Source organism: Streptomyces sp. NPDC026206 (assembly GCF_040638465.1).
Lineage (GTDB): Bacteria > Actinomycetota > Actinomycetes > Streptomycetales > Streptomycetaceae > Streptomyces.
In genome coordinates this window covers 176141-200028 of record NZ_JBEZYL010000005.1, presented here as the reverse complement: position 1 = coordinate 200028, position 23888 = coordinate 176141, and the positions used below count along the sequence as shown (strand labels likewise).

The following is a 23888-nucleotide window of genomic DNA, read 5'->3' as shown; positions in this document are numbered from 1 at the left end:
CAGAAACGGTCGGACCCAAGCCGACGGCTCCCCCACTCGCGGCCGGGCCGCTGGAACGGTCCCTGCGCGGGCTCTATGCTCGCCACACTTCGAGCACGGAATCCCCCTACAGGCGGCCATTTGCCGCCTTTTCCACCACGCGTACGAGACACACGAAACCCGCACGGGATCCGTGCGGAAACGAATGCCACGCGGGAGCGAGCGTTGAGCGGAACACTCGACGGCCAGGGCGGCCCGCCCGGTTCAAAGCCGCCAGTCGTCACGCAACGTCACGTCACTTCGAATGAATTCCGCGCTGCCTTCCGAGCCGCGCACCTCGGTATGGCCGTCGTCGGCCGCGACGGCCTCGTACGCTCCGCCAACGACGCCCTGGGCGCTCTGCTGGGCACCGATCCCGCCCGCCTGGAGGACTCCCCCGCCGCCGAGTTCACCGGGCTTCGCGAGGACTCCCGGACCTGGAGCGCCTACCGGGAGGTGCTGCTGGGCCGCCGCGACCGGCTGCACTGCACCCGCAGGCTCAGACAGGCCGGCGGCCGGGGGCTGTGGGCCGAGGTGACGGTCACCCCGCTGCCCGAGACCCCCGACGCGCTGCTGTCGGTGGCCGACATCAGCGACCGGCGCGACCTGCGGGCCAGGCTGCGGCATCTGCGGATGCACGACCCGGTGACCGGGCTGCCCAACCGCAGCCTCTTCTTCGAGCGCCTGGCCACCGCCCTGGCCGCGGCCGCCGTCGCGGGCGGCGGCAGCGGCCGGATCGGACTCTGCTACCTCGACCTGGACGGCTTCAAGGCCGTCAACGACACCCTCGGCCACCGGGCGGGCGACCGGCTGCTGGGCGCGGTGGCCAGGCGGCTGACGGAGTGCGCGGCGCCGGGCGGCCACCTCGTGGCACGGCTCGGGGGCGATGAATTCGCGCTGCTGGTGGAGGAGTCCGCGGGCACCGAGCAGCTGATCGACCTCGCCGCGTCCGTACAGGCCGGGCTCGCCCACCCGTTCGAGGTGGCCGGACAGCGGCTGGCGGTGTCGGCGAGCATCGGCGTGGTCGAGCGCCCCGCGGCCGGGACGCACGCCACCGAGCTGATGCAGGCGGCGGACACCACGCTGTACTGGGCGAAGGCCGACGGCAAGGCCCGCTGGACGCTCTTCGACCCCGAGCGCAACGCCCACCGGATGACCCGGCAGGCCCTGTCCAGCACCTTGCGTCCCGCCGTCGACCGCGAGGAGTTCGCCCTGCAGTACCAGCCGCTGGTCGGCCTCGGCGACGGTGTCGTGCGGGGCGTGGAGGCCCTGGTGCGCTGGCACCATCCGCAGTTCGGCACGCTGCCGCCGAACCGGTTCATCGGGCTGGCGGAGGAGACCGGCGCCATCGTGCCGCTGGGCCGCTGGGTGCTGGCGACCGCGTGCCGCCAGGCCCGCCGCTGGCAGCTCGACCACCCGGACGAACCGCTCGTCGTCAGCGTCAATGTGGCGGTGCGCCAGGTGTGGGACTCCGACCTGGTCGGGGACGTGGCGGAGATCCTCACCGAGACCGGGCTGCCGCCCAGCCTGTTGCAGCTGGAGCTCACCGAGTCGGCGGTGATGGGCTCGGCGGGCCGGCCGCTGCAACAGCTGCAGGCGCTCAGCGACATGGGCGTCGCCATCGCCATCGACGACTTCGGCACCGGCTACTCCAACCTCGCCTACCTCAGCCGGCTGCCCGTCTCCACCCTCAAGCTCGACGGGTCCTTCGTGCACGGCTTCCGCGCGGAGGAACACCCCAACCCCGCCGACGAGACGATCGTCGAGGCCCTCGTCCAGCTCGCGCACCGGCTGGGCCTGACGGTCACCGCCGAGTGCGTGGAGAGCGCGGAGCAGGCCGAGCGGCTCGGGCGGATCGGGTGCGACACCGGCCAGGGGTGGTTCTACTCCCGGCCGGTGCCGGCGGACCGCATCTCCGCGCTGCTGAGCGCGGGCGTGCGGCCCTGAACCGGTTACGCGCCCGGCAGCCCGTACGCGTCCGCGATCAGCTCGTAGCTGCGCAGCCTCGCGTCGGGGCCGTGCGCGTTCGTCGTGATCATCAGCTCGTCGGCGCCGGTCGTCCGCACCAGCGCGTCGAGCCCCGCCCGCACGTCGTCCGGCGTGCCGAAGACGACGTTGCGCAGCCAGTCGGCGACGAACTCCTGCTCGGCCGGGCCGTAGGCGTACCGCTCCGCCTCCTCGGGCGTCGGCACCAGGCCGGGCCGGCCCGTGCGCAGCCGCAGCATCGCCAGTGCGCCGGTGAGGACCTGGCGGCGGGCCTCCTTCGGGTCGTCGGCGGCCAGCGCCTGGACGCCGATCTTGGCGTAGGGGCGGTCGAGCACGGCGGACGGCCGGAAGGACTCGCGGTACAGCTGCAGCGCGGGGACGGTATGGGCCGCCGAGAAGTGGTGCGCGAAGGAGAACGGCAGGCCGAGCAGACCGGCGAGCCGCGCGCTGAAGCCGGAGGAGCCGAGCAGCCAGACGGAGGGGCGGTCGGCCCGCTGCACCCCGCCGGCGACGCGGCCCTGGACGGGCCCGGGGACGGCGTGGATACGGGCGTAGGGATGGCCGTCGGGGAAGTCGTCGTCCAGGAAGCGCGTCAGCTCGGACAGCTGCTCGGGGAAGTCGTCCGCGCCCTCGGCGAGCCGGTCCTGGCGGCGCAGGGCGGCGGCGGTCGCGCCGTCCGTGCCGGGCGCGCGCCCCAGGCCCAGGTCGATGCGCCCCGGGGCGAGGGCCTCAAGGGTGCCGAACTGCTCGGCGATCACCAGGGGTGCGTGGTTGGGCAGCATCACGCCGCCGGAGCCGAGGCGGATGCGCCCGGTGCGGGCGGCGAGGTGGGCCAGCAGGACGGCCGGGGAGGAGCTGGCCACGCCGGGCATCGAGTGGTGCTCGGCGACCCAGAAGCGGTGGAAGCCGCGCCGCTCGGTGAGGCGGGCGAGCTCGACGGTGGTGCCCAGCGCCTGGCGGGCGGTCCGGCCGCTGCCGACTGTCGCGAGGTCCAGTACGGACAGGGGCACCGGGGCGGTGCCGAGAGGTTTCGCCCGGATGATGTCGTCCTGTACGTCGGCCACGGTGGCCCGCCTCCCTGGTCTGGCTGAGTCTGCACGGGAGCGTCTTCGCGCCCCGGCCGACACAACCGGAGCGAATCTCCGCTTATTCCGGGGAGCCACCTCCAGGACAGTGGCATATGCCAAGGTCGCGACGCCCAGGACAGGGGTACGCACGCCGGGCGGATTCTGCTCAACCCCCTCTCCGCGCCGCCGGTTTCGCCCTTATCGTGGAGAGCGGTACACCCACAGGTAACCGCTAGGGGGAGACCGTGACGCTCATGCCCGAGCCGACCGCACCGTTCCATTCGGTGCAGTACGCCCTGCGCGTGCTGGAGACGGTCGCCAAGTACACCGGCGGCGTGAGCGAGGCCCAGATCGCCCGCGAGACCGGACTGCCCGCCGGGCAGCTCGCCCACCTCCTGCTGATGCTCCGCCGCGAGGAGTACGTGGAGCGGACCGGCGACGGCGGCTACGTCACCGGGGAGTCCCTGGTCCTGCTGGGCGCGGGCGGCGGCGACCGCAAGAAGGCCCTGGAGCGCAAGCTCCAGCGCTCGCTGTACGCGCTGCGCGACAGGATCGGCGCCGCCGTCTACCTCAGCAGCTATGTGGACGGCGAGATCCGGATCACGCAGTACGCGGACGGGCCGCGCACCCCGAGGGTCCATGAGTGGGTCGACTTCCGCTCCGCCGCCCACGCGATGGCGATCGGCAAGTGCCTGCTCACCCAGCTCGACCACGACGGCCGGCGCGACCACCTCTCGCGCCACCGCACCGCCCGGCTGACCTCCAAGACGATCACCAACGAGAAGGTCCTCTTCAGCAAGCTGGACGCCCAGCCCGTGAGCGTCCCCGTCCTCGATCTCCAGGAGTACGCCGTGGGCACGGTCTGCGCGGCCGTCCCGATCACGGCCGGGCGCTCGGTCGGCTCGCTGGCGCTCTCCCTGCCGGTCGGGCACGCCCACCGGCTGCGAGAGGCCGCCGACACCCTGAACCGGCACGCCGCCCCGATGCTGCTGTCGATGGCGCTCTGACGCCGCCGCGGCACCGCGCCGCCAGGGGCGGGTGTGACGGGTGGTTCGGAGCACCCCTGGGCATCAGGTAGAGTTTTCTCTGTCAGCAGGCGCCGCTAGCTCAGTTGGTTAGAGCAGCTGACTCTTAATCAGCGGGTCCGGGGTTCGAGTCCCTGGCGGCGCACAGACAGACGAAGGCCCCCACCGATCGGTGGGGGTCTTCGTCGTTCGGCCCGTAGCATGGAACGCCGCGCCGGCAGGTGCGCCCGGGAACGGAAAGGAGAAGCACACGTGTCACAGCGACGCCGCCCCACGGCAGCCGCCGTGCTCCTGCTCCTCCTCGCCGTCGTCTTCGCCCCCGCCCTCAGCGGAGCGGGCCCCTCGGCCACCGCCCTTGCCGGCACCGCCTTCACGGCCTTCACCACGGCCCGCACCCCCGGCCCGGCCACGACCACGACGACGGCGACGGCCGCCGGGCAGGATGCCCGGCCCGGGCTCCGCCCCCGCGCGGAGGTCCGGGACACCGGCGGCACCTGCCGCCAGCAGGACGTGCCCCTCAAGGGTGCCGAGATCGCCGTCGCGCACGGCCACGGCGACCCGCTCACCGGCCCGGCCGCCGCCCGCGTGGCACGGCCGCAGGCGGAGGTCCCGCTCACCGGCCCGGCCAGGGCACCGCCCGTACCGGTCGCCGGCTGCGCCGAGCTGCTCCCCGTCCTACGGATCTAGAGGACGCCCCCACCACGGCCCCGCACGGGCCGTGCTCCGGCATGCCCAGATCCCGTACGACCCATGGAGCTCCACTCTCATGTCCGCACGCCTGTCCACGCCCTCGCGCCGCACAGCGGCCATCGGGGCCGTCCTCGCCCTCGTCGTGGCGCTCGTCGCCGCCGGCATCGCCATCGGCAGGAGCGCCGGCTCCGGCGGGCACAAGTCCTCCGCCGACGACTCGCAGCTGTCCTTCGACCCGCAGCAGCCGAGCTACGACCAGTTCGAGAAGGCCACCAGCCGCCGCAAGGACGGCGACCCGCTCGCCGTCGGCAGGACGGACGCGCCCGTCGTACTCGTCGAGTACGCCGACTACCAGTGCTCGTACTGCGGGCGCTTCACTCGCGAGACCCAGCCCGAACTGATCAAGAAGTATGTGGACGAGGGTGTGCTGCGCGTCGAGTTCCGCAACTTCCCGATCTTCGGCAAGGACTCCGAGCGGGCCGCCCGCGCCGCCTGGGCCGCCGGGCGGCAGGGCCGCTTCCGGCAGTTCCACGAAGAGGTGTTCGCCAAACTCCGCAAGGGCGACGCGCTCGCCGAGGACAAGCTGGCCGAGCTGGCCGGCAAGGCGGGCGTGAAGGACATCGACGCCTTCCGTACCGACATGAACGGCCCCGAAGCCGAGGCCGCGGTCAAGAAGGACCAGGAAGAGGGCTACTCCCTCGGCGTGCAGTCCACCCCGACCTTCCTCGTCGGCGGCCGGCCCCTGGCGGGCGCCCAGCCGATGAAGGAGTTCGAGGCCGCCATCGCCCGGGCCAAGGCCGTACAGGCGGCCAGGGCCGGCGCGGAGAAGTCCGGCAAGTGAGCGACATCGGCTACCTCGCCGCGTTCCTCGGCGGCGTCCTCGCCCTGGTCAGCCCGTGCAGCGCGCTGCTGCTGCCCGCGTTCTTCGCCTACTCGCTCACCGGCACCGGCAGGCTCCTGGCCCGCACGGGCGTCTTCTACCTGGGGCTCGCCACCACGCTCGTACCGCTCGGCGTGGCCTCCACCGCCGCCAGCCGGCTCTTCAACGGCCACCGCGACCTACTGATCACCGTCGGCGGCTGGGTGGTCGTCGCCATGGGGGCCGCGCAGATCCTCGGCCTGGGCTTCGCGTCGAAGAAGGCCCAGGCGGCCGCCGGCCGCATCACTCCCCGCTCGGCGGCCTCGACCTTTGTGCTGGGCTGCGTCTACGGGCTCGCGGGCTTCTGCGCCGGTCCGATCCTCGGCGCCGTGCTGACCGTGACCGCCGTGGCCGGCAACCCCGCCTACGGGGCGTCGATGCTCGCCGTCTACGCGCTGGGCATGGCGCTGCCCCTGTTCGTGCTGGCCCTGTTCTGGGACCGCTTCCGGCTCGGCAGCCGGGGCTGGCTGCGCGGCAGGGAGCTGCGCCTGGGCCGGCTGCGGCTGCACACCACCTCGCTGATCTCGGGAGTGTTCTTCATCGCGATCGGGGTGCTCTTCCTCGGCTACGGGGGAACGAGCGGGCTGCCGGCGATCGTGGACGCCGACGAGGAGTTCCGTCTGGAGGAACTCGCCTCCCGGGTGGGCGGCGCGGTCCCCGACTACGCGCTGCTGGCGGTGATCGCGCTGGTGGTGGCGGGGGTGCTGGCCCGGTTCGCCCTGCGGCGGGAGCCGGAGAGCCCCCGGACCCCGGACACCCCGGAGAACACAGAGAACACGGACGGGTGAGAGCGGCGGTGACCGCGCGCGGGCTTCCCCGCGCGCGGCCGGCCGCCGCACTCCGTTCAGCCGCCGTCCGGGACCCTCAGAACCGCACGTCGGAACAGGCGTAGAACGCGTTGCCCGTGTCGGCGATGGTCCAGACGGCCACGACCAGCTGCTTGCCGGTCCTCCCGGCGGGGAGGGTGCCCTCATGGGTGACGATGGCGTCGGGTATCCGGCCGCCATAGGGGACGGTCAGGAACGGCTTGGTGTCGAGTGCCGCGCGGGTGAGCGGCCGGGCGGGGTCGTAGCTGCTGTTGGTGAGGTAGTAGCGGAAGTCCGTGGTGGCGTGGCGTGCGCTCAGCTTCCAGCGGAAGGCGTAGCTCTGCCCCGCCGCGACCTTGGTGGCCGGCCAGTTCCCGGCACGGGGGTCGTCGAGCTCGGCAAAGCGGCTGTTGCCGCCCGCGCAGATGGTGCCGTCGGCGGGGCCGCGGGACGGGAAGCCCTTGAGGCCCTCGACGGACTGCGGCTCCCACTGGATCTCGCCGCAGTTCTGCACCGTGCCGTTGGCGCAGAACACCTGGCGGCTGGTGGGTGAGTCGGTGTAGCCGTGACCGGTGGCACTTCCGGCCGGGAAGAGGGAGACACAGGCGACGCCGAAGCCGATGATCGCCGCACTGATCTTTTTGCGCATACGTCACTCCTCGAGAACGTGGGGGGTTCTGTGAGTCGAGTGGATTGCGGTCCAGACCAAGGCGGAGGCTAGTACCGGCCAATAGTCATGTCCAGGCCAAAATCGCCCCCTTGACACAGTTCTTTCCGTGACAGGCGCGCACGTCACTCAGCGGGCAGAGCCCTTCCTCGTCCGCTTCGCCCGCACGGGTGAGGGCCGGCCGTACAGGTGGGGGTCGTGGACGGAGAAGCCGGAGAGCCGGACCTTGGTGCCCGGACGGGCCGCCTCGATGTAGCGGCCGCCGCCCACGTAGATCGCGACGTGGTGCACACCGGACGCCTTGCCGTCGGTGGACCAGAAGACCAGGTCGCCCCGGCGCAGCGCGCTGCGGGGGATGCGCCGGGTGGCGCGGTACTGGTCGGCCGCGATGCGCGGCAGCCGGATGCCCGCCCGGCGGTAGGCCTGCTGGACCAGGCCGGAGCAGTCCCAGCGGCGCGGTCCCACGCCGCCGTAGGCGTACGGGTCGCCCAGGTGGCGGAGCGCGTAGGCGACGGCGGGCTCCAGGTCCCGGGCGCTGCCCGCCGCATCCACCTCCCCCTCCACACCTGCCGCATCCGCCGCCCCCTCCGCACCTGGCGCCTGCACCCCGGCGTCCGCCCCGGGCGCGGCCGCCTCCCCGGGCTCCAGGCTCGGGGCGGGCTCGGGCGGCTCGGCGGCAGCCGGGGTCGCGCCCGAGCCGGCGATCACCGCGGCGCCCACGGCCGCCACCAGTGCGCCACGGGCGCCGCGCGGCCGCCGCCGGGCGCCCTCGCCGGCTATCTCCTCGGGCATCTCCCTGCTGCCTTTCCGTCGCTTTGCCCCCTTCGGCATCGCTCGGCACAGCTTCTCAACGACCGGAAGAAACCGCACGTCGCCCGGCGATTACCCTACGTAGGCCCCATGCGCAAGGTTGCTGGACCGATCGGGCGCAGGCCGGTCCACCGGCCCCCGCCGCCCTGCCTCCTTCCCGCCCCCGACCTCCGGAGCGGGGTCAAAGCACCCTTCGGAATCAGGTAGAGTTTTCTCTGTCAGCAGGCGCCGCTAGCTCAGTTGGTTAGAGCAGCTGACTCTTAATCAGCGGGTCCGGGGTTCGAGTCCCTGGCGGCGCACGCGAGACTCAGGGCTCCTCACTCATGGTGAGGGGCCCTGAGTCGTTCCCTGAGCGATACGAACACACGGGCGCGTCAGATGTGACCACTTGCGCAACATTCGCACACATCCTCGTTCGACGTACCGCTTTGCCCGGTAAACACCTTGTTTCACCCTTGCGATCATGACGCGGGGTCCGAGATCCTGAAACGCACAGCTACACCCAATGTCATGCGTTGACCAATGAGTTGGGCGGTGCCGGGGGGAGCCGGCACCGGCACGCCCGCACGGTCGAGGGGGGTCGGCGGGCCAGGAACCGGCACACACGCAGTCGCCATGCGTGCGGGGGGAATGACTTCATGACGTCTACGCCTGCTGATGCCCGGCAGCAGACTTACGACCCATCGGTGACGACACGGCTGCGCGTCCCCGCCCCGGCCGGCACGGGAGGCCGCCCGCGGCACCCGGATCCGCCCCGGCTCGCACCACCGCACCATCGCAAGCCGCTCCCGCGCTTCGATTACGAGCACTACAGCCGCCTGGCCGGTCCGCTGACCGACCCGGACCGGGGGCCGGGCCCCTACCGCGTCCGCTACCGCAGCCTGCTGGCGGACGAGCCGCACCGCATCCGGGCGGCGCTGCTGCTCGGGGCGGCGCCCGTCGTCTCGCTCGCCCTGCTGCTGTGGCTGATGCAGCCGTCGCACTGGACCCAGCGGGAGAACGGCACCCTGCTGATGCGGACCCTGGACACCGTGATGCTGGTGTCCATCGGCCTGATCGAGCTGTTCCGCACCTTGAACGTCACCTCCAACGCCCACGCCACCCTCGTCGCCCGAGATCCGATACCGGTGGTCCCCGAGAACGGCACCAAGGTCGCCTTCCTGACCTCCTTCGTACCCGGCAAGGAACCGCTCGAGATGGTCACCGGGACCCTTGAGGCGGCCGTGCGGGTGCGCCATCGCGGCCCGGTCCACGTATGGCTGCTGGACGAGGGCGACGACCCCGGGGTCAGAGCCGTCTGCGAGCGGCTGGGCGTGCGCCATTTCTCCCGCAAGGGCATCGAGAAATGGAATCAGCCGAAGGGCCCGCACCGGGCGAGAACCAAACACGGGAATTACAACGCCTGGCTCGACGCGCACGGCGACGACTACGACTTCTTCGCCTCTGTCGACACCGACCACGTACCCCTTCCCAACTTCCTCGAGCGGATGCTCGGTTACTTCCGTGACCCCGATGTCGCCTTTGTCGTTGGACCTCAGGTGTACGGGAACTACGACACCGCGGTCACCAAAGCCGCCGAAAGCCAGCAGTTCCTCTTCCACGCCCTCATCCAGCGCGCCGGCAACCGCTACGGCGCGCCCATGTTCGTCGGCACCAACAACGCCGTACGGATCAGCGCGCTCAAGGGCATCGGGGGCCTGTACGACTCCATCACCGAGGACATGGCCACCGGCTTCGAACTGCACCGCAACCGCAATCCCGCCACGGGGCGGAAATGGCGCTCGGTCTACACCCCGGACGTCCTGGCCGTCGGCGAGGGGCCGAACGCCTGGACGGACTTCTTCACCCAGCAGCTGCGCTGGTCCCGGGGCACTTACGAGACCATCATCAAGCAATACTGGAAAGGCCCCTTCAGCCTCTCGCCGGGCACGTTCCTCAACTACACCCTGATGGTCATCTACTATCCGATGACGGCGATCAACTGGATGCTCGGGGCCCTCAGTTGCACCCTCTTCCTGGGGCTCGGGGCATCCGGGATCTCGATCAATTCCGAAATCTGGATGATGCTCTACAGCGACGCGGCCGCCCTCCAGATCGGCCTCTACATCTGGAACCGCCGGCACAACGTCTCCCCGCACGAGCCCGAGGGCTCGGGCGGACTCGCCGGCATGGTGATGTCCGCGCTCTCCGCCCCGCTCTACGCCCGTTCGCTCACGGACGCGGTGCTGCGCCGCAGGAGCAGATTCGTGGTGACCCCGAAGGGTGACTCGGCCAGTCCCGACACCCTCTTCGGTACCTTCCGCATCCACCTCTTCTTCCTGCTCGTCTTCGGCGGGTCGCTGGTGGCGTCCTTCGTCCTCGGCCACACCCACGTCGCGATGCGCACCTGGGCGGCGCTCGCACTGGCGGTCACCGTGGCACCGATCCTCGCGTGGTGGTGGACCGTGTACCGCGCCAAGCACCCCGAGGGGGCCCGTCAGCAATGAGATTCCAGCCGAGCCGCCGTACCCGCCGCACAGCGGTCGGTGCGGCGGCCGTGGTCGTCCTGGCGGGAATGAACGGGCCGGCGCTCTGGGGATACGCCGCCGCCCATTACCACGACTACGCGATCAACCAGACCGAGTACAAGGCGAAGAACGGTCACTGGGACGTCGTGGACGTCCCCAGGGAATACCGGATCAACACCATTCACGCGGCTCTCCTGCACACCGGCAAGGTGCTGCTGGTGGCGGGCTCCGGGAACAACGCCGCCAATTTCAGGGCCAAGTCCTTCCGCACAGTCCTGTGGGACCCGCGGAAGAACACCTTCAAGAACATTCCCACCCCCAAGGACCTCTTCTGCGCCGGCCACACCCAGCTGGCCGACGGAAAGCTCCTGGTGGCCGGCGGCACCCAGCGCTACGAAAAGCTGGACGGCGACGTCACCAAGGCCGGCGGCCTGATGGTCGTCCACAACGAGAACCCCGACAAGCCGATGACCTTCCCGGCCGGCACCCGCTTCACCGGCAAGGCCAGCCACAAGACGTTCGAGTCCAAGGACGCCGTGCTCGTGCCCCGGGCCAGGAAGACCGGCGAAGGGAACCAGGTCAAGGTCGAGGCCAGCACCGCGCGCGTCTACGTCGAGGCGCTGGAGAAGGGCCACGAGTACGAGACCGGGGCCACCGACAATTTCCGCATCGAGGGGCTCGCCGGCACGGACGCCCAGAATTCCTACGGCATCGCCAACAAGCTCTCCTTCGACAAGAAGGACTTCCAGGGCATCAGGGATACCTTCGAATTCGATCCGGTCGCAGAGCGCTACATCACGGTCGACCCGATGGAGGAGGCCCGCTGGTACCCGACCCTGACCACCCTTCAGGACGGCAAGGTGCTCTCGGTCTCCGGGCTGGACGAGATCGGCCAGGTCGTCCCCGGCAAGAACGAGATCTACGACCCGGCCACCAAGAAGTGGTCCTACCTGCCCAAGGAGCGGTTCTTCCCCACCTATCCCGCCCTCTTCCTCGCCGGGCGGAACAAGGTCTTCTACACCGGCTCCAACGCGGGCTACGGGCCGGCCGACAAGGGCCGGGTGCCCGGCCTGTGGAACGTGGAGAGCAACGAGTTCACCGAGGTGCCCGGCATCAGCGACCCGGACGTCCTGGAGACCTCGATGTCCGTGCTGCTCCCGCCCGCGCAGCAGCAGCGGTACATGGTCCTCGGCGGCGGCGGGGTAGGCGAGGACCGCAAGTCCACCGCCAGGACCCGCATCGTCGACCTGCGCGACGAGAAGCCCCGCTTCCACGACGGTCCCGACCTCTACGCCAAGGTCCGCTACCCCAGCAGCGTCATCCTGCCCGACGACACCGTGCTCACCACGAACGGCTCGGGCGACTACCGCGGCCGCAGCGACTCCAACGTTCTGGAGGCCGAGCTCTACGACCCCAGGTCCAACTCCACCCGCCCGGTCGCCGATCCGCTGGTGGGCCGCAACTACCACTCGGGCGCGCTGCTGCTGCCCGACGGGCGCGTGATGACGTTCGGCTCCGACTCGCTGTTCGGCGACGCGGCCAACACCAGGGTGGGCACGTTCCAGCAGCAGATCGACCTCTACACCCCGCCCTACCGCTACCGCGAGGAGCGCCCGGAGATCCGGGAGTCCGGGCCCAGGACCGTCAGGCTCGGCGAGCAGGCCACGTACCGCACCAGCGACCCTAAGAGCATCGCGAGGGCGCGGCTCATCCGGCCGGGGTCGTTCACCCACGTGACCAACATCGAACAGCGCTCGATCGCCCTGGACCTGCAGAAGACCCGGGACGGCGTCACCGTCACGATCCCCGGGGACCCGGCCCTGGTGCCCCCCGGCTGGTACATGCTCCATGTGACCGACGTGAAGGGGACGCCGTCGGAGGCGGTGTGGGTCAAGGTGCCGGTGGCCGAGGAGCCGCCGCCGGAGGAGCAGTGAGGCGGCGGATGTGACGGATGTGGCGGGGGAGGATCAGCGGGAGTTGCGGGCCAGTTCGAGGGCGTAGGTCTCCCACCACTGTCCGGCGCCCGGGCCACCCTTGCAGGCGCCGTCCGACTCCCCCGGCCGTTTGATCCACAGGAAGGCGTCGACCCGTGCGTCACCGGTTCGGGTGGTCGGGGGCTCGCCCAGGGCCCGGCCGGAGGGGTTGCACCAGGCCTTCTCGTGGTCGCCGCCGGTGAGCGGGCCGTTGCCGTTGCGGCTGGTGTCGACGACGAAGTGCTTGCCGCCCACGAGGCGGGAGAGCCGGTGGCCGTAGTCCTTGCTGTCGTCCGTGCTCTGGAAGTTGGCGACGTTGAGCGCGAACCCGTCGGCCTGCCCGATGCCGGCCCGCCGCAGCGGCTCGGCCATCCGGTCGGCCGGGGTGACCCAGCTGGGGTTGCCGGCGTCCAGATAGACCTTGGTCCTCGGCAGCGCCTTGAGCTTGCCGACGGCCTCCTTCAGCAGCGCGAACCGCTCCTCGTGGTACTCCTGCGGCGTGCAGCCGTCCTCCATGTGCGGCAGCGCGTCCGGCTCCAGGACGACGGTCGCACTGCGGTCGCCGATGCCCCGGACCGCCCGGTCCAGCCAGGCGCGGTAGGCGTCGCCGTCGGAGGCGCCGCCCTGCGAGTACTGGCCGCAGTCGCGGTGCGGGATGTTGTAGAGGACCAGCAGCGCGTCACGGTCGGCCTTGGCGGCGGCCTCGGTGAAGCCGCGCGTCTGGCCCTCCGGGTCGTCGATGCCCACCCACTCCGCGACCGGCTGGCCGGCGATCTTCTGGATCAGCTCGGCGTCGTCCTGTTTGCCCGACCGGCGCAGCCGGGCGGCCTCCTTCGCCGCCGTGCCGTCCGGGTTCACCCAGAACGGTGACCGGCCCTTGGGCTGCTGGGAGGGCGGCTGGACGGAGGCGTCCTTCTTGGGCGAATCGCCCGATGAGGAGCAGCCGCTGACCGCGAGAAGCAGGAGCACCCCCACCGCTCCCGTGCGCGCCAGCGCCCCGGTGCCCCGGCGCGTGTGGCCGGTGTTGCTGCCGTACATCCACTCCCCCTTGGGTGTACTGCCTGTGGAGGTGCCGTTGGAGGTGCCTTCCCCATGCTGGCACAGACGTGCCCACGGCCGCGGGCGGTCATGGCACGACACGGGCCGGGGTAGCCCTCTTGGACGACCGGGGAACCGGGCCGGTCCGGGGCCGTCCGGCCCGGTCACCTGGGTGTTCCCGTCAGGTAGGCGGAGACGACGACGTTGGCGCTGTACGAGCGCCGGGCGCGGTCGTAGTCGCCGCCGCAGGTGATCAGGCGCAGTTCGGCTCGGCCCTTGACGCGGGGGCCGTAGACCTTCGCGGCGTCGAAGCGCTTCTTGGTGAAGACGGCCACGTCCTCGACGGTGAACTCGGCGGTGGAGCCGTCCGCGCGGCCGACGGTGATCTGCTCGCCGCGCCGGAGGCCGCCGAGTCCGTAGAAGACGCCGGGGGCGCGGTCGGTGTCCAGGTGTCCGACGAGGACGGCCGGGCCGGGGGCGCCCGGCTGGGGCCCGCCGCGGTACCAGGCGACCGTTCGGGGCCTGTTGTACGGGGGCGGCTCCACGGCGCCCGAGCGGTCGAGGCCGCGGCCCTCGACGGCGGCCCGGACCCCGATCGCCTTGACGGTCAGGCTCTGCGGGCGGGCGCCCGGCAGGGGCCGGCGGGGCGGTGGCAGCGGCTCTGCGGCCGGGCGCCCCACGGCGGCGTCTTCGGTCGTGGGGGAGACACCGGGCGCCGCTTCGGTGATGTGACGGCCCCACAGCCACAGCACCATCAGCAGCGCGGCCCAGGCCGCCCCGGTCAGGAGGCGCCCGGTACCGCTCGTGCGGGCTTCGGACATGGCGGTGGATCACCTTCCGGCTCGCGCCGGCTCACCGCTGTGCCGCGTTCGTGCGCCGTCGGTACCAGATCAGGGCGCCGGCGATGGCCGCGGTGGTGCCGGCCAGGACGAGCCCGGGGGTGTCGGGTGCCTCGGCGGTGGCCGCGGGGGCGGTGCCGCCGGCACCGGCGGGCACGGGGGCGACGGGCGAGGAGTGCGGGTCCAGGGGGTCCCGGCCGTCCTGATCGCCGTACTCACCACGGTCACCGCGGTCACCGTTCTCACCACGGTCACCGCGGTCGCGCTCGGTACGGGCCCGGCCGGGGCCGTCGCCCGGGTGGCCGGCGGGGCGGGGGTCGGGCAGTTCCCTGCCGTCGGTGACGACGGTCAGCTCGCCGGCGGCCGTGGTGTCGCGGCCGTCGCAGTGCACGCGGACGGGGTAGGTCCCGGCGGTCGCGGTCTCGCGGACGGTCGTCTCGGCGACCATGCCGGCCGGGTCCTTGGCGAGCTTGGCGTCGGCGACGAACGCCTCGGAGGTGGCGGTCGCCCGCGCGCCGGCGCAGCCGGAGACGCGCAGCCGTACGTCGGCGCCGGGCCTGCTGGTGACAGGGGTGAGCTCAATGGTTCCGGACGTGGTGACGGGGCCGTCATGGGCCTGCGCGGGGACCGCCGAGACGGCGGCCAGCAGCGTCAGGGCACCACAGAGGGCGATGCGGGCTGAAGCCATGGTGAACCTCCTGTTATCCAGAGGTTCACCGGCGGAGCAGGGGCTCGCATCCGCTCCGTAGCGCTATTGCTCCATTTGGCGACCGCCGGAGGTCCTTGTGCCGGCCTCCGGCGGTCGAGGGGCCACGGACAGCTGGCCCGGACCGGCTCAGATCAGCTCGACGAGGTCCGCGATGGAGTCGACCACCCAGGACGGGCGGAAGGGGTGGAGCTCGACCTCCCCGGCCCGGGTGAGCCCGGTCAGCACCAGGAAGGTCTCCATGCCGGCCTCGAGCCCGGCCAGGATGTCGGTGTCCATGCGGTCGCCGATCATGGCGCTGCTCTCGGAGTGGGCGCCGATGGCGTTGAGCCCGGCCCGCATCATCAGCGGGTTCGGCTTGCCGACGAAGTAGGGCTCGCGGCCGGTCGCCTTGGTGATCAGCGCGGCGACGGAGCCGGTGGCGGGCAGGGCCCCCTCGGCGGAGGGCCCGGTCTCGTCGGGGTTGGTGGCGATGAAGCGGGCACCGTTGTTGATCAGGCGGATGGCCTTGGTGAGCGCCTCGAAGCTGTACGTGCGGGTCTCGCCGAGCACGACGTAGTCGGGGTCGGAGTCGGTGAGGACGTAGCCGATGTCGTGCAGGGCGGTGGTCAGCCCGGCTTCGCCGATGACGTAGGCGGTGCCGCCGGGGCGCTGGTCGTCCAGGAACTTGGCGGTGGCCAGGGCGGAGGTCCAGATGTTGGCCACCGGCACGTCGAGGCCGATCCGCTGCAGGCGGGCGTGCAGGTCACGGGGGGTGTACATCGAGTTGTTCGTCAGCACGAGGAAGGGCTTGCCCGACTCGCGGAGCCCCTTGATGAAGGCGTCCGCCCCGGGCACCGGAATGCCCTCGTGCATCAGGACGCCGTCCATGTCGGTGAGCCAGGACTCGATCGGCTTGCGCTCTGCCACTGCGGTGCTCCTGCCGTGCTGTGCCCATCGCTGGGACCGGGGACGCCGGAACGGCACCACTCGTGTGCCGTCCCGGCACCCCCAGCCTAATCAGTCGGCCGGGTGAGCCTTCCGGGCGGCGGTGCGCGGGGCGGGCGACGGGCCGGTCCGGTCCGGTCAGCGGCGTCGTCGTGCCGGCCGCCGGGCGCCGATCACCAGCACCGCCCCGCCGGCCAGCAGGGCGCAGGCGGCGGCGCCCATGCCGAGCAGGGGGAGCGCGTCGCCCGTGTCGGCCAGTACGGGCGGCAGGTCCTCGCCGGGCACCGCCCGGCCGGTGCGGCCGGTGCGGCCGGGCCGGGGGGAGGGCGCCTCGTGCTCGACGGCGAAGGTGTAGTCGCCGGACTCCCCCACCCACGCACCGTCCTCGCCGCGCTTCTGCACCGCCGTGACATTGGCGGTGACCGGCCCTTCGGGTGCCTTGTCGGTGAAGGTCAGCCGCAGGGGCACGGTGACCGCCCCGTGCGGGGGGACGACGAAGCCCGGGAAACCGGGGGAGTCGTCGGAGCGGCCGTCCAGCACCCCGACGTTCTCGGCCTCCTCCGTCCGCTCGAACTCGACGGGCAGCCAGCGTGAGCTGCCCGGGTCGTAGAAGTCCAGGTGGAAGTGGCCGGGTTCGAGGGCGCGCCCCTTGTCGGCCAGGACCGCGACGGGGTGGACGGCCCGGCACTCGGCGGCGGTGACGTTGCGCAGCTCCAGCCGCCACATCCGCGGTGCGCCGCCGCGTTCGTAGGTGCCGGGTCCGCCGCTCAGCCGTGAGGTGATGGGGAATTCGGCGCTGCGGGGGTCGCCGCAGTGCGGCTGCGGGGTGTCGGCCGGGGAACGGGCGGCGCCGGCGGCCACGCCGAGCGTCAGGACGGCGGCGCCGACGAGGAGGGCTCGCCGGACGGGCTCCGGGAGGCGGGGCGGGGACAACGCGAACATCGCAGCCATCGCGGGACCTTTGCGGGTGGGGGTCCGGTCGTCGTACGGGGTCCATCCCACCCCGTGCGCGACGGCTGCCCGGTGCGCGGCGCGGGGCGTACATCCGACCGGGCGTCAGATGCCACCCGATAGGCCGATTGTCCTTTCATCCGGCCGGGTGGTGGCGGCCGGTCCGCTGCGGCCGAACAGCGGGGCGAGGACGAGCTCGGCCGCGCCCTCGACCACGGTGCGCTCGCCGCCGGGGGTGACGGCCACGGGGACGGTGGCGGGGAGTTCGGCGCGTACGCCGCGTACGTACGGCCCGGCGTCGGCCAGCACGGTCCGGCCGCCGAGCAGCACGAGGTCGATGTCGAGCAGCTGGACGAGGTTGGCGGCGGCGGTGCCCAGCAGGCGGGCGGCGCGGGGGGTGTCGCCTTCGGCGACGGCGCGCAGGCACAGGACCTCGACGCAGCCGCGCCTGCCGCACGGGCACGGGGGCCCGTCGAGCTGCAGCACCTGGTGCCCGAACTCCCCCGCCCCGGTCCTGGCTCCCCGGTGGACACCGCCGCCGAGCACGAGGCCGGCGCCGAGTCCGGTGCCGAGGTGGAGGTAGGCGAAGGAGCCTGCGCCGCGGGCGGCGGCGTCGCGCGGGCCGCGCAGGGCGAGGCCGAGGGCGGCGGCGTTGGTGTCCTTGTCGAGGACGACGGGCAGGCCGAGGCGGTCGCCGAGCGCGTCGCGGAGGGGGAAGCCGTCCCACTGGGGGAAGCCGGTGACGCGGTGCAGGACGCCGCTCCGGTGATCGAGGGGGCCCGGTGCGGCGACGCCGGCCCCGAGGACGGCGACCGCTTCGCGCCCGGCCCGCGCCGCCTCTGCCCGCACCGCGCCCACCTCGGCCGTCACCGCGTCGAGCACCGCACCGGCATCCGCGCCGAAGGCGAGGGGTGCGGTGCGGGTGGCGAGGGCGGTGCCGGCGAGGTCGACCAGGGTGGCCGTGACCGCATCGCGGTCGAGGTGGAGGCCGATGGCGTGCGCGGCGCCGGGGACCAGGCGCAGGACAGTGGCGGGTTTCCCGCCCGTGGAGGTGCGGCGGCCCGCCTCGGCCGCGAGGCCGGCCGCCCGCAGCCGTGCCGTGATCTTGCTGACGGCCTGCGGGGTCAGGGCGGTGCGGGCGGCCAGTTCCGACCGGCTGGCGCCGTGCTCGCCCGCGTCGCGCAGCAGGCCGAGGACGACGGCGGCATTGTGGTCGCGCAGGGCGGAGAGGTTGGCGCCGAGACGGCCGGTGCGGAGGGTGCTCACCCCTCCATTCTCCCCTCCGCTTGCACTTACGCAACACTGTTGCCAAAGTGGAGGCATGGATGATGACGACACCACCGGCACCCCCCGCGCTCCGTTCCGCGTCGGCCTCATCGGCTACGGCCTCGCGGGCTCCGTCTTCCACGCCCCGCTCGTCGCCGCCACCGAGGGCCTCGCCCTCGACACGGTGGTGACCGCCAACCCCGAACGCCGGGAGCAGGCCCTCGCCGAGCACCCCGGCGTGCGGACCGTCACCGCCGCGGACGAGCTCTTCGCCCGCGCCGGCGAGCTCGACCTCGTCGTCATCGCCTCCCCCAACCGCACCCACGTGCCGCTCGCCCGGACGGCCCTGGAGGCCGGGCTGCCGGTCGTCGTCGACAAGCCGCTCGCCGCGACCGCCGCCGAGGCCCGGTCCCTGGCCGCGCTCGCCGACAGCCGGGGCCTGCTGCTCAGCGCCTTCCAGAACCGCCGCTGGGACAACGACTTCCGCACCGTCTCCCGGCTGATCGCCGACGGCTCCCTGGGCTGCGTCCAACGCTTCGAGTCCCGCTTCGAGCGCTGGCGCCCCCGCCCCAAGGGCGGCTGGCGCGAATCGGGCGACCCGGCGGAGGTCGGCGGCATCCTCTACGACCTGGGCAGCCACCTCGTCGACCAGGCCCTCACCCTCTTCGGCCCGGCCGCCACGGTCTACGCCGAGGTGGACGTGCGCCGGCCGGGAGCCGAGGCCGACGACGACACGTTCATCGCCCTGACCCACGACAGCGGCGTCCGCTCCCACCTGTGGATGAGCGCCACCACCGCCCAGCTCGGGCCCCGCTTCCGGGTGCTCGGCGACACGGCCGGATACGTCAAGTACGGGCTCGACCCGCAGGAGGGCGCGCTCCGCGAGGGCCTGCGGCCGGGCGGTACGACAGCGTGGGGCGTGGAGGCCGAGTCCTCGTGGGGGCGCCTGGGCGCGGGCGAGTCCCCGCTGACCGGCGGCGGCGAACCGGTGCCGACCCTCGCGGGCGACTACCCCGCGTACTACGCCGCGATCGCCCACGCGTTGCGCACGGGTGACCGGCCCCCGGTCACGGCCGGGGAGGCGGCAGCGGCGCTGCGCGTGCTGGAGGCGGCGAAGGCGTCGGCGGCGCAAGGCCGCACGATCGCCCTGGACGAGGACGCCCGGTGACCGAGGAGACCGCCCGCCTGGAGGACGACGAACACCGCCTGGTCCTCGACCACTTCGACCACGACGCCTGGCGCCTGGGCTCCCCTGGCTCCCCCCTCGAGGACGCCCGGTGAACGAGGAAATCGCCCGCCTGACGGACGACGAACGCCGCCTGGTCCTCGACCAGTTCGACCACGACGACGCCTGGCGCCTGGGCTCCCTCCTCACCGAACTGGCCCGCGAGCGCGGCGCACCGGTCGCCGTCGCCGTCCTCCGCGGCCCCCAGCGCCTCTTCCACCACGCCCTGCCCGGCACCTCCGCCGACAACGACGCCTGGCTCGACCGCAAATGCCGCGTCGTCGAGCGCTACGCCGCCTCCTCCTACCTGGTCGGCGCCCGATTCCGCGTCAAGGGCCGCACCTTCGAGGAGGACTCGCGCCTGGACCCCGACCGCTACGCCGCACACGGCGGCGCCTTCCCGCTGCGGGTGCGCGGCGTCGGCGTCATCGGCGCGGTGGCGGTGTCGGGGCTGTCCCAGGCGGACGACCACGCGCTGGTGGTGGAGGCGCTGGAACGGTTCCTGGAGCTGTAGGGCGTTGCCGTGCCATCACGTTGCGGGCCGCCGCACGGTCCGCCGCGCTTCCGTCGGCGGCTGACGGGGTGACCACCGCGGGCAGCCCCGACGGGCGCAGTGCGGCGTAGTCGGCGAAGCGCCGGGTGCCGCAGCTGCCGCAGCGCGCTTCGCCTCCGGCGCGGGTCCAGCCGGCGGGGTGCGGGCAGTGGCTCACGACCCGGCCCGCGGCGTACGCGGTAGGCACCGCCCGGCCGACGGTCACCGGTTGCGTCCGCTCGGCAGCAGGTGCGCGTCGCGGAAGTGACTGCGCACGGCGATCGTGGCGTCCTCGGCCCGCACCCGGTCGCCGCCCGCGGCGGCCTGCCGCCGCGCGGCTTCCAACTCGACGCACTCGGCACAGCCGACGGGTGAGCTGGCCGTGGCCCGGCCTTCCCCGCTGCGTTCGTTGACTTCGCGCACCTTTGACCTGAGCTCCGCGTCCCGCCGCTGGGCGGAGAGGGTACGGCTGTCGGTCTGCTCGTCGGCGCCGTCGTGCATGACTGCTCCCGGGAATGGGTGGTGATCCTCCGAACACCATGCGGCGTGGTGCGCCGTCGGCCCAGGGACAGGGTGTGCGAGCCGCCGGGCCGGCTGGGACATGGCGTCCTAGCCGTCGGCCTCCAGACGGAGCGCGAGGTCCTTGATCGGGGAACTGCGGCGCAGCTCACGCCCGCGCAGTTCTGTCACGAGGTGGCGGGAGGAGGCGTGGTAGCGCATCCATTCCGGGGCCGTTCGTTCGGCTGCCAGCAGGGCGCGTGTGGCTTCGCCGTCGCGGTTCATCTCCGCGTAGGCCTGGGCGCGGTCGAGGTGGTGCCGGGCGAGCCAGGTGGGCGGGAGGGTGGTCAGGCCGGGGATACGGGCGGCGTGGGTGAGGGCCTTGTCGGGCTTGCCCATGTCGACGTAGGCGTTGACCGTGGCGACGCCTGCGTTGGTCGGCCCGAACGGGGTGGCGTAGTCGAGGCGGTCGGCGCCGATGCGGGCGGCGGCCGCATCGGCGAGGGACAGCAGGTCCTCCGCCGTGTCCGCGCGGCCCGCTCTGACCGCCGCGGTCGCGCCGCGGAGCAGCAGGATGCCCCAGAGCGCGAGGTCGAGGGGGGCCGACCTGAACCCCGGCTCGATGCGTTCCGCCATCCGCACGGCAACCCGCTCGGCGTCGGCGATGCGACCCTGCTTGGTGAAGATCCACGACAGGGTGGAGACGCCGATGATCTCCAGGTGGGGGTCGTCGGAACGCGCCGCGGCCTCCATGGACCTCTCCAGGGCGGTGTAGGCGGCGTCCTCCTTACCGAAGGCGGTCAGCGTGGTGGCCGCCACCTGGTACGCCTCGGCCAGCACGGCGTACGCGGCCGGGCGCTCGTCCAGCGCGCAGTGGCGGACCGCTGCCCGGCTGTCGGCGAGGAGCGTGGGCAGCAGTGCCGTGATCTTCGTCAACTCACCGCGGCGGCGGATGCCTTCCGTGGTGCGGAAGCTGTCGCGCAACGCGCCGACGGCAGGAGGCGGGACGTCGTCCTCGTCGCCCAGGCCGGGGAAGCCGGACAGGGGTGTCACGGCCTGCCGGAGCGCCAGAACGCTGGGCGGCTCGGCCCCGGCGGACGACGCCAGTACCGCGGGCGGCCCCAGGAGCGCGGACGTCTCGGTGTCCAGGGCGCGGGCAAGACTGTTGAGCGTGCTCATGCGGGCCGTGAACCGGCGGTTCTGTTCCAGTTTCCGCACCGTGTCCACGCTGAGCCGCGCCTTCTCGGCCAGCTCCTCCTGGGTCAGGCCGCGCCGTACGCGCAGTTCGCCCAGCCGGTCTCCGAGGGTCGCCGCCATAGCCCCGCCTGTAGGAGGAGTTGAACCGCTTCAACCCACAGTACGCCCGGCGGGGCAAGGGACCCGGCCGCCCTACCCGTCCCGTCCTCCGCGCCTGAGCGGGCCCGGCCCGTTCCACGGCGGCTCGGGGCCTCGGTCCGCCTCGCGGGACTACGGCGATACGCAGAGTTCGTTGTTCTCCGGATCGGCGAGGGTGGTCCATGCGTAGGGTCCCTGCCTGCCCTCGTGCAGGAGCGTGGCCCCCTTGGCGATCAGCCGCTCGACCACGCTCCGGGGGTCATCGGTGCCGGTGCGCACGTCGAGATGGACGCGGTTCTTGACCGTCTTGGGCTCCGGTACGAGCTGGAAGAGGATGCGCGGCGCGCGGTCCAGGCCCTCCGGGTGGCGGATCCCGGCGCCGGTCTTCCATACGAGGACCCCGCGGTGGGTGGTGGTGTCGTCCTCGCTCGCGTGGCCGGCGTCGATCATCCGGCGGATGAACGCCTCGTCGCTGGGCTCCACCTCCCAGCCCAGGGCGTCGGCCCACCAGTCGGCGAGCGCGTGCGGATCGGCCGAGTCGACGGTCACCTGGAAGGTATATGCCATGGCCGGAGCCTACTGAGGAGTCCGCGCGCCGGAGGCCGCCGGGGCCCTCGTGTCCACGGAGCGGAGCGGGCCCTTGTTCCCAGCTATTCCCAGCCGGGCCCCCGCTGCCGGTGCAGCACCAGCAGGGCCAGCCCGGCGCCCGCCGTCATGAGCGAGGCGCCGATCACCATCTCCGTACTCATCGGCGGTCCGCCGCGCGCCAGTTCGTGGCCGTCACCCGCGACCGTGCCGCCGACGAACGGGACGGACGCGTCGCCCGGGCCTCCGTTGCCGGGGGCCGGGACGGGTGGCGGTCCGGCCGCCCCGTCGGGAGCCTCGGGAGTGGGGCCCGTGCCGCAGTCGGGGAGGCGGCCGGTGAAGGGGTAGGCACGGATGGTCTGGCCGGCCGTGCCCGCTGCGGACTCGTGGACGAGGGAACCGGCCGTGAAGAGACGGCCGTTCACACCGGCGAGTGTGAGGTGGATGAGGCTGGAGCGGCGGCCGGCGAGGACCGAGCCGTCGAGCTGGCCGGTGCCGGCCAGGTGGATCTCCTTGGCGTCCGGGATGTTCCACAGGAGCCGCTCCCGGCGCACGCCGGCGATCCTGGCGGCCGAGGTGTTGAGCCTGTGCACATCACTGCCGGGGTTGGTGAGGTTGACGAGCACGGTCGCCTCGGCGGGGACGCGCTCGAAGGTGAGGTTCTGCGGACCACCGCCCGGGGCGGTCAGGTCGAAGGGGACGTTGAAGACCTGCAGGCCGGAGAAGCCGTCGCCGGTGAAGACCGTGGCGGGGCCCCGGTTGACGGCGGTGCCCGTGGCCTTGCGGGGAACGCCCTTGTCGTAGGCGTAGCAGGTGCTCGTGGAGGTCAGCTCCTCACGCAGGTCATGGTCCGCGGCCACGGCGGCGACGTCGTGGACGGCCTTCGGGCTCACCGTGCCGGTGCCCGCCCGGCCGCCCGCGTACGTCACGGTTCCGCTGACCGGGCCTTCCTCCGCCACCAGCCGCCGGCCGGCCGCGAGCCTGAGGTTGCCGCCCACGCGGAGGAACGCCGAACCGTTGTCCGGCGGCACCCGGGAGCCGACACCGGCGAACCCCACCTGGTAGGCCGGGGCCGTCCCGGCACCCTTGGCCAGACCGAAGTCACCGAGCACGACGATCCTGCCCTCGGCGGCCGACGCCGCCCGGCGCACCGCGAAGTCACCGCCGACGAAGACGTTGACGCCGTTGTCCCGGCCCGCGACCGGACCGTTGTGCGGCTCGGGGTACGAGGCCGGGCACATGCCCGGCACGCAGGGGCCCGGTCCGGCAGTCTCCGGTTCGCCACCGCGGTCCAGGTCCGGTGCGGCGAACGCACCGGCCAGCAGCGTGCCTCCGATGGCGGCCAGCGTGGCGAAGACGGTGGCCGCCGGACGGGACACCCGGCGGTGACTGCTCCCGTTCCGATACATGTCCGAAAATATGCCTACTACGGCCGCGGGAACCCGACAGCACACGCCCGCATGCCCCTGCACACCCCCGAACGGCCCAAGGCCAGGAGCCAGGAGCCGGGAGCCGGGT

23 protein-coding genes and 2 tRNA genes are annotated in these 23888 nt (G+C 72.8%); 11 read left to right on the top strand and 14 right to left on the bottom strand.

Going from position 1 to position 23888, the window contains the following annotated elements:
* Positions 1–204 precede the first annotated feature (204 nt).
* Complete coding sequence (locus tag AB0F13_RS10975; RefSeq protein ID WP_362078575.1) at positions 205–1965, top strand: EAL domain-containing protein; 1761 nt, start codon at positions 205–207, stop codon at positions 1963–1965.
* Between the two features lie 5 nt (positions 1966–1970).
* Here AB0F13_RS10975 and AB0F13_RS10970 read toward each other — a convergent pair whose 3' ends face one another.
* Positions 1971–3068 (bottom strand): LLM class flavin-dependent oxidoreductase, encoded by a 1098-nt coding sequence (locus AB0F13_RS10970; RefSeq protein ID WP_362078572.1) that lies wholly within the window; start codon positions 3066–3068, stop codon positions 1971–1973.
* 248 nt (positions 3069–3316) lie between these two features.
* Here AB0F13_RS10970 and AB0F13_RS10965 point away from each other — a divergent pair, with 248 nt between their 5' ends.
* From AB0F13_RS10965 to AB0F13_RS10945, 5 genes are all read left to right on the top strand, one after another.
* Positions 3317–4078 (top strand): IclR family transcriptional regulator C-terminal domain-containing protein, encoded by a 762-nt coding sequence (locus AB0F13_RS10965; protein ID WP_362078569.1) that lies wholly within the window; start codon positions 3317–3319, stop codon positions 4076–4078.
* A gap of 89 nt (positions 4079–4167) precedes the next feature.
* Positions 4168–4241 (top strand) — tRNA-Lys (locus AB0F13_RS10960).
* A gap of 107 nt (positions 4242–4348) precedes the next feature.
* Positions 4349–4783 carry a hypothetical protein gene (locus AB0F13_RS10955; RefSeq protein WP_362078566.1) on the top strand — a complete coding sequence of 145 codons (435 nt, stop codon included), beginning with the start codon at positions 4349–4351 and terminating at the stop codon, positions 4781–4783.
* A gap of 79 nt (positions 4784–4862) precedes the next feature.
* The gene (locus AB0F13_RS10950) at positions 4863–5627 is read left to right on the top strand and encodes a DsbA family protein (protein ID WP_362078563.1); all 765 of its coding nucleotides are present in this window, start codon (positions 4863–4865) and stop codon (positions 5625–5627) included.
* Positions 5624–6493 carry a cytochrome c biogenesis CcdA family protein gene (locus AB0F13_RS10945; protein WP_362078560.1) on the top strand — a complete coding sequence of 290 codons (870 nt, stop codon included), beginning with the start codon at positions 5624–5626 and terminating at the stop codon, positions 6491–6493. Before AB0F13_RS10950 ends, AB0F13_RS10945 begins: the two co-directional genes overlap by 4 nt.
* 76 nt (positions 6494–6569) lie before the next feature.
* On the opposite strand, the gene AB0F13_RS10940 is transcribed toward AB0F13_RS10945, so the two are convergent.
* Positions 6570–7160 (bottom strand): lytic polysaccharide monooxygenase auxiliary activity family 9 protein, encoded by a 591-nt coding sequence (locus tag AB0F13_RS10940; protein ID WP_362078557.1) that lies wholly within the window; start codon positions 7158–7160, stop codon positions 6570–6572.
* Between the two features lie 147 nt (positions 7161–7307).
* Entirely contained in the window at positions 7308–7970 is a 663-nt protein-coding gene (locus AB0F13_RS10935; protein ID WP_362078554.1) for a C40 family peptidase, read from the bottom strand.
* Positions 7971–8213: 243 nt separating this feature from the next.
* On the opposite strand from AB0F13_RS10935, the gene AB0F13_RS10930 reads away from it, so the two are divergent.
* From AB0F13_RS10930 to AB0F13_RS10920, 3 genes are all read left to right on the top strand, one after another.
* Positions 8214–8287, top strand: a tRNA-Lys gene (locus tag AB0F13_RS10930).
* A 339-nt stretch (positions 8288–8626) separates the two neighbouring features.
* On the top strand, positions 8627–10474 hold the full coding sequence (locus tag AB0F13_RS10925; protein ID WP_362078551.1) for a cellulose synthase catalytic subunit: 1848 nt from the start codon (positions 8627–8629) through the stop codon (positions 10472–10474).
* Positions 10471–12429 carry a kelch motif-containing protein gene (locus AB0F13_RS10920; RefSeq protein WP_362078548.1) on the top strand — a complete coding sequence of 653 codons (1959 nt, stop codon included), beginning with the start codon at positions 10471–10473 and terminating at the stop codon, positions 12427–12429. The genes AB0F13_RS10925 and AB0F13_RS10920 overlap by 4 nt, the downstream gene beginning before the upstream one ends.
* 33 nt (positions 12430–12462) lie before the next feature.
* Here the strand turns inward: AB0F13_RS10920 and AB0F13_RS10915 are convergent, their stop codons facing one another.
* The 6 genes from AB0F13_RS10915 to AB0F13_RS10890 all read right to left on the bottom strand — a co-directional run bounded on the left by AB0F13_RS10915 (position 12463) and on the right by AB0F13_RS10890 (position 18195).
* On the bottom strand, positions 12463–13506 hold the full coding sequence (locus tag AB0F13_RS10915; protein ID WP_362078545.1) for a glycoside hydrolase family 6 protein: 1044 nt from the start codon (positions 13504–13506) through the stop codon (positions 12463–12465).
* 164 nt (positions 13507–13670) lie between these two features.
* The gene (locus tag AB0F13_RS10910; RefSeq protein WP_362078542.1) at positions 13671–14327 is read right to left on the bottom strand and encodes a class F sortase; all 657 of its coding nucleotides are present in this window, start codon (positions 14325–14327) and stop codon (positions 13671–13673) included.
* Positions 14328–14358: 31 nt separating this feature from the next.
* Complete coding sequence (locus tag AB0F13_RS10905; RefSeq protein ID WP_362078539.1) at positions 14359–15033, bottom strand: hypothetical protein; 675 nt, start codon at positions 15031–15033, stop codon at positions 14359–14361.
* A 147-nt stretch (positions 15034–15180) separates the two neighbouring features.
* Positions 15181–15960 carry an HAD-IIA family hydrolase gene (locus AB0F13_RS10900; protein ID WP_362078536.1) on the bottom strand — a complete coding sequence of 260 codons (780 nt, stop codon included), beginning with the start codon at positions 15958–15960 and terminating at the stop codon, positions 15181–15183.
* 156 nt (positions 15961–16116) lie between these two features.
* Positions 16117–16929 (bottom strand): hypothetical protein, encoded by an 813-nt coding sequence (locus AB0F13_RS10895; RefSeq protein ID WP_362078533.1) that lies wholly within the window; start codon positions 16927–16929, stop codon positions 16117–16119.
* Positions 16930–17034: 105 nt separating this feature from the next.
* Positions 17035–18195 (bottom strand): ROK family protein, encoded by a 1161-nt coding sequence (locus AB0F13_RS10890; protein WP_362078530.1) that lies wholly within the window; start codon positions 18193–18195, stop codon positions 17035–17037.
* Between the two features lie 55 nt (positions 18196–18250).
* On the opposite strand from AB0F13_RS10890, the gene AB0F13_RS10885 reads away from it, so the two are divergent.
* Together AB0F13_RS10885 and AB0F13_RS10880 are read left to right on the top strand one after the other, a co-directional pair.
* Complete coding sequence (locus AB0F13_RS10885) at positions 18251–19363, top strand: Gfo/Idh/MocA family oxidoreductase (protein WP_362078528.1); 1113 nt, start codon at positions 18251–18253, stop codon at positions 19361–19363.
* 109 nt (positions 19364–19472) lie between these two features.
* Positions 19473–19934 carry a heme-degrading domain-containing protein gene (locus AB0F13_RS10880; RefSeq protein ID WP_362078525.1) on the top strand — a complete coding sequence of 154 codons (462 nt, stop codon included), beginning with the start codon at positions 19473–19475 and terminating at the stop codon, positions 19932–19934.
* Here the strand turns inward: AB0F13_RS10880 and AB0F13_RS10875 are convergent.
* The 5 genes from AB0F13_RS10875 to AB0F13_RS10855 all read right to left on the bottom strand — a co-directional run bounded on the left by AB0F13_RS10875 (position 19846) and on the right by AB0F13_RS10855 (position 23779).
* A complete protein-coding gene (locus AB0F13_RS10875; protein WP_362078843.1) occupies positions 19846–20130 on the bottom strand; it encodes a DUF6255 family natural product biosynthesis protein in 285 nt (94 codons plus the stop codon). The genes AB0F13_RS10880 and AB0F13_RS10875 overlap by 89 nt on opposite strands.
* A 44-nt stretch (positions 20131–20174) precedes the next feature.
* Positions 20175–20453, bottom strand: a complete 279-nt coding sequence (locus AB0F13_RS10870) for a hypothetical protein (protein WP_362078522.1) — start codon at positions 20451–20453, stop codon at positions 20175–20177.
* 108 nt (positions 20454–20561) lie between these two features.
* Positions 20562–21767 carry a helix-turn-helix transcriptional regulator gene (locus AB0F13_RS10865; RefSeq protein WP_362078519.1) on the bottom strand — a complete coding sequence of 402 codons (1206 nt, stop codon included), beginning with the start codon at positions 21765–21767 and terminating at the stop codon, positions 20562–20564.
* 150 nt (positions 21768–21917) lie between these two features.
* Positions 21918–22352: a VOC family protein gene (locus AB0F13_RS10860; RefSeq protein ID WP_362078516.1), complete on the bottom strand. Its 435-nt coding sequence runs from the start codon at positions 22350–22352 to the stop codon at positions 21918–21920.
* 83 nt (positions 22353–22435) lie between these two features.
* Complete coding sequence (locus AB0F13_RS10855; protein ID WP_362078513.1) at positions 22436–23779, bottom strand: choice-of-anchor A family protein; 1344 nt, start codon at positions 23777–23779, stop codon at positions 22436–22438.
* Positions 23780–23888: the final 109 nt, after the last annotated feature.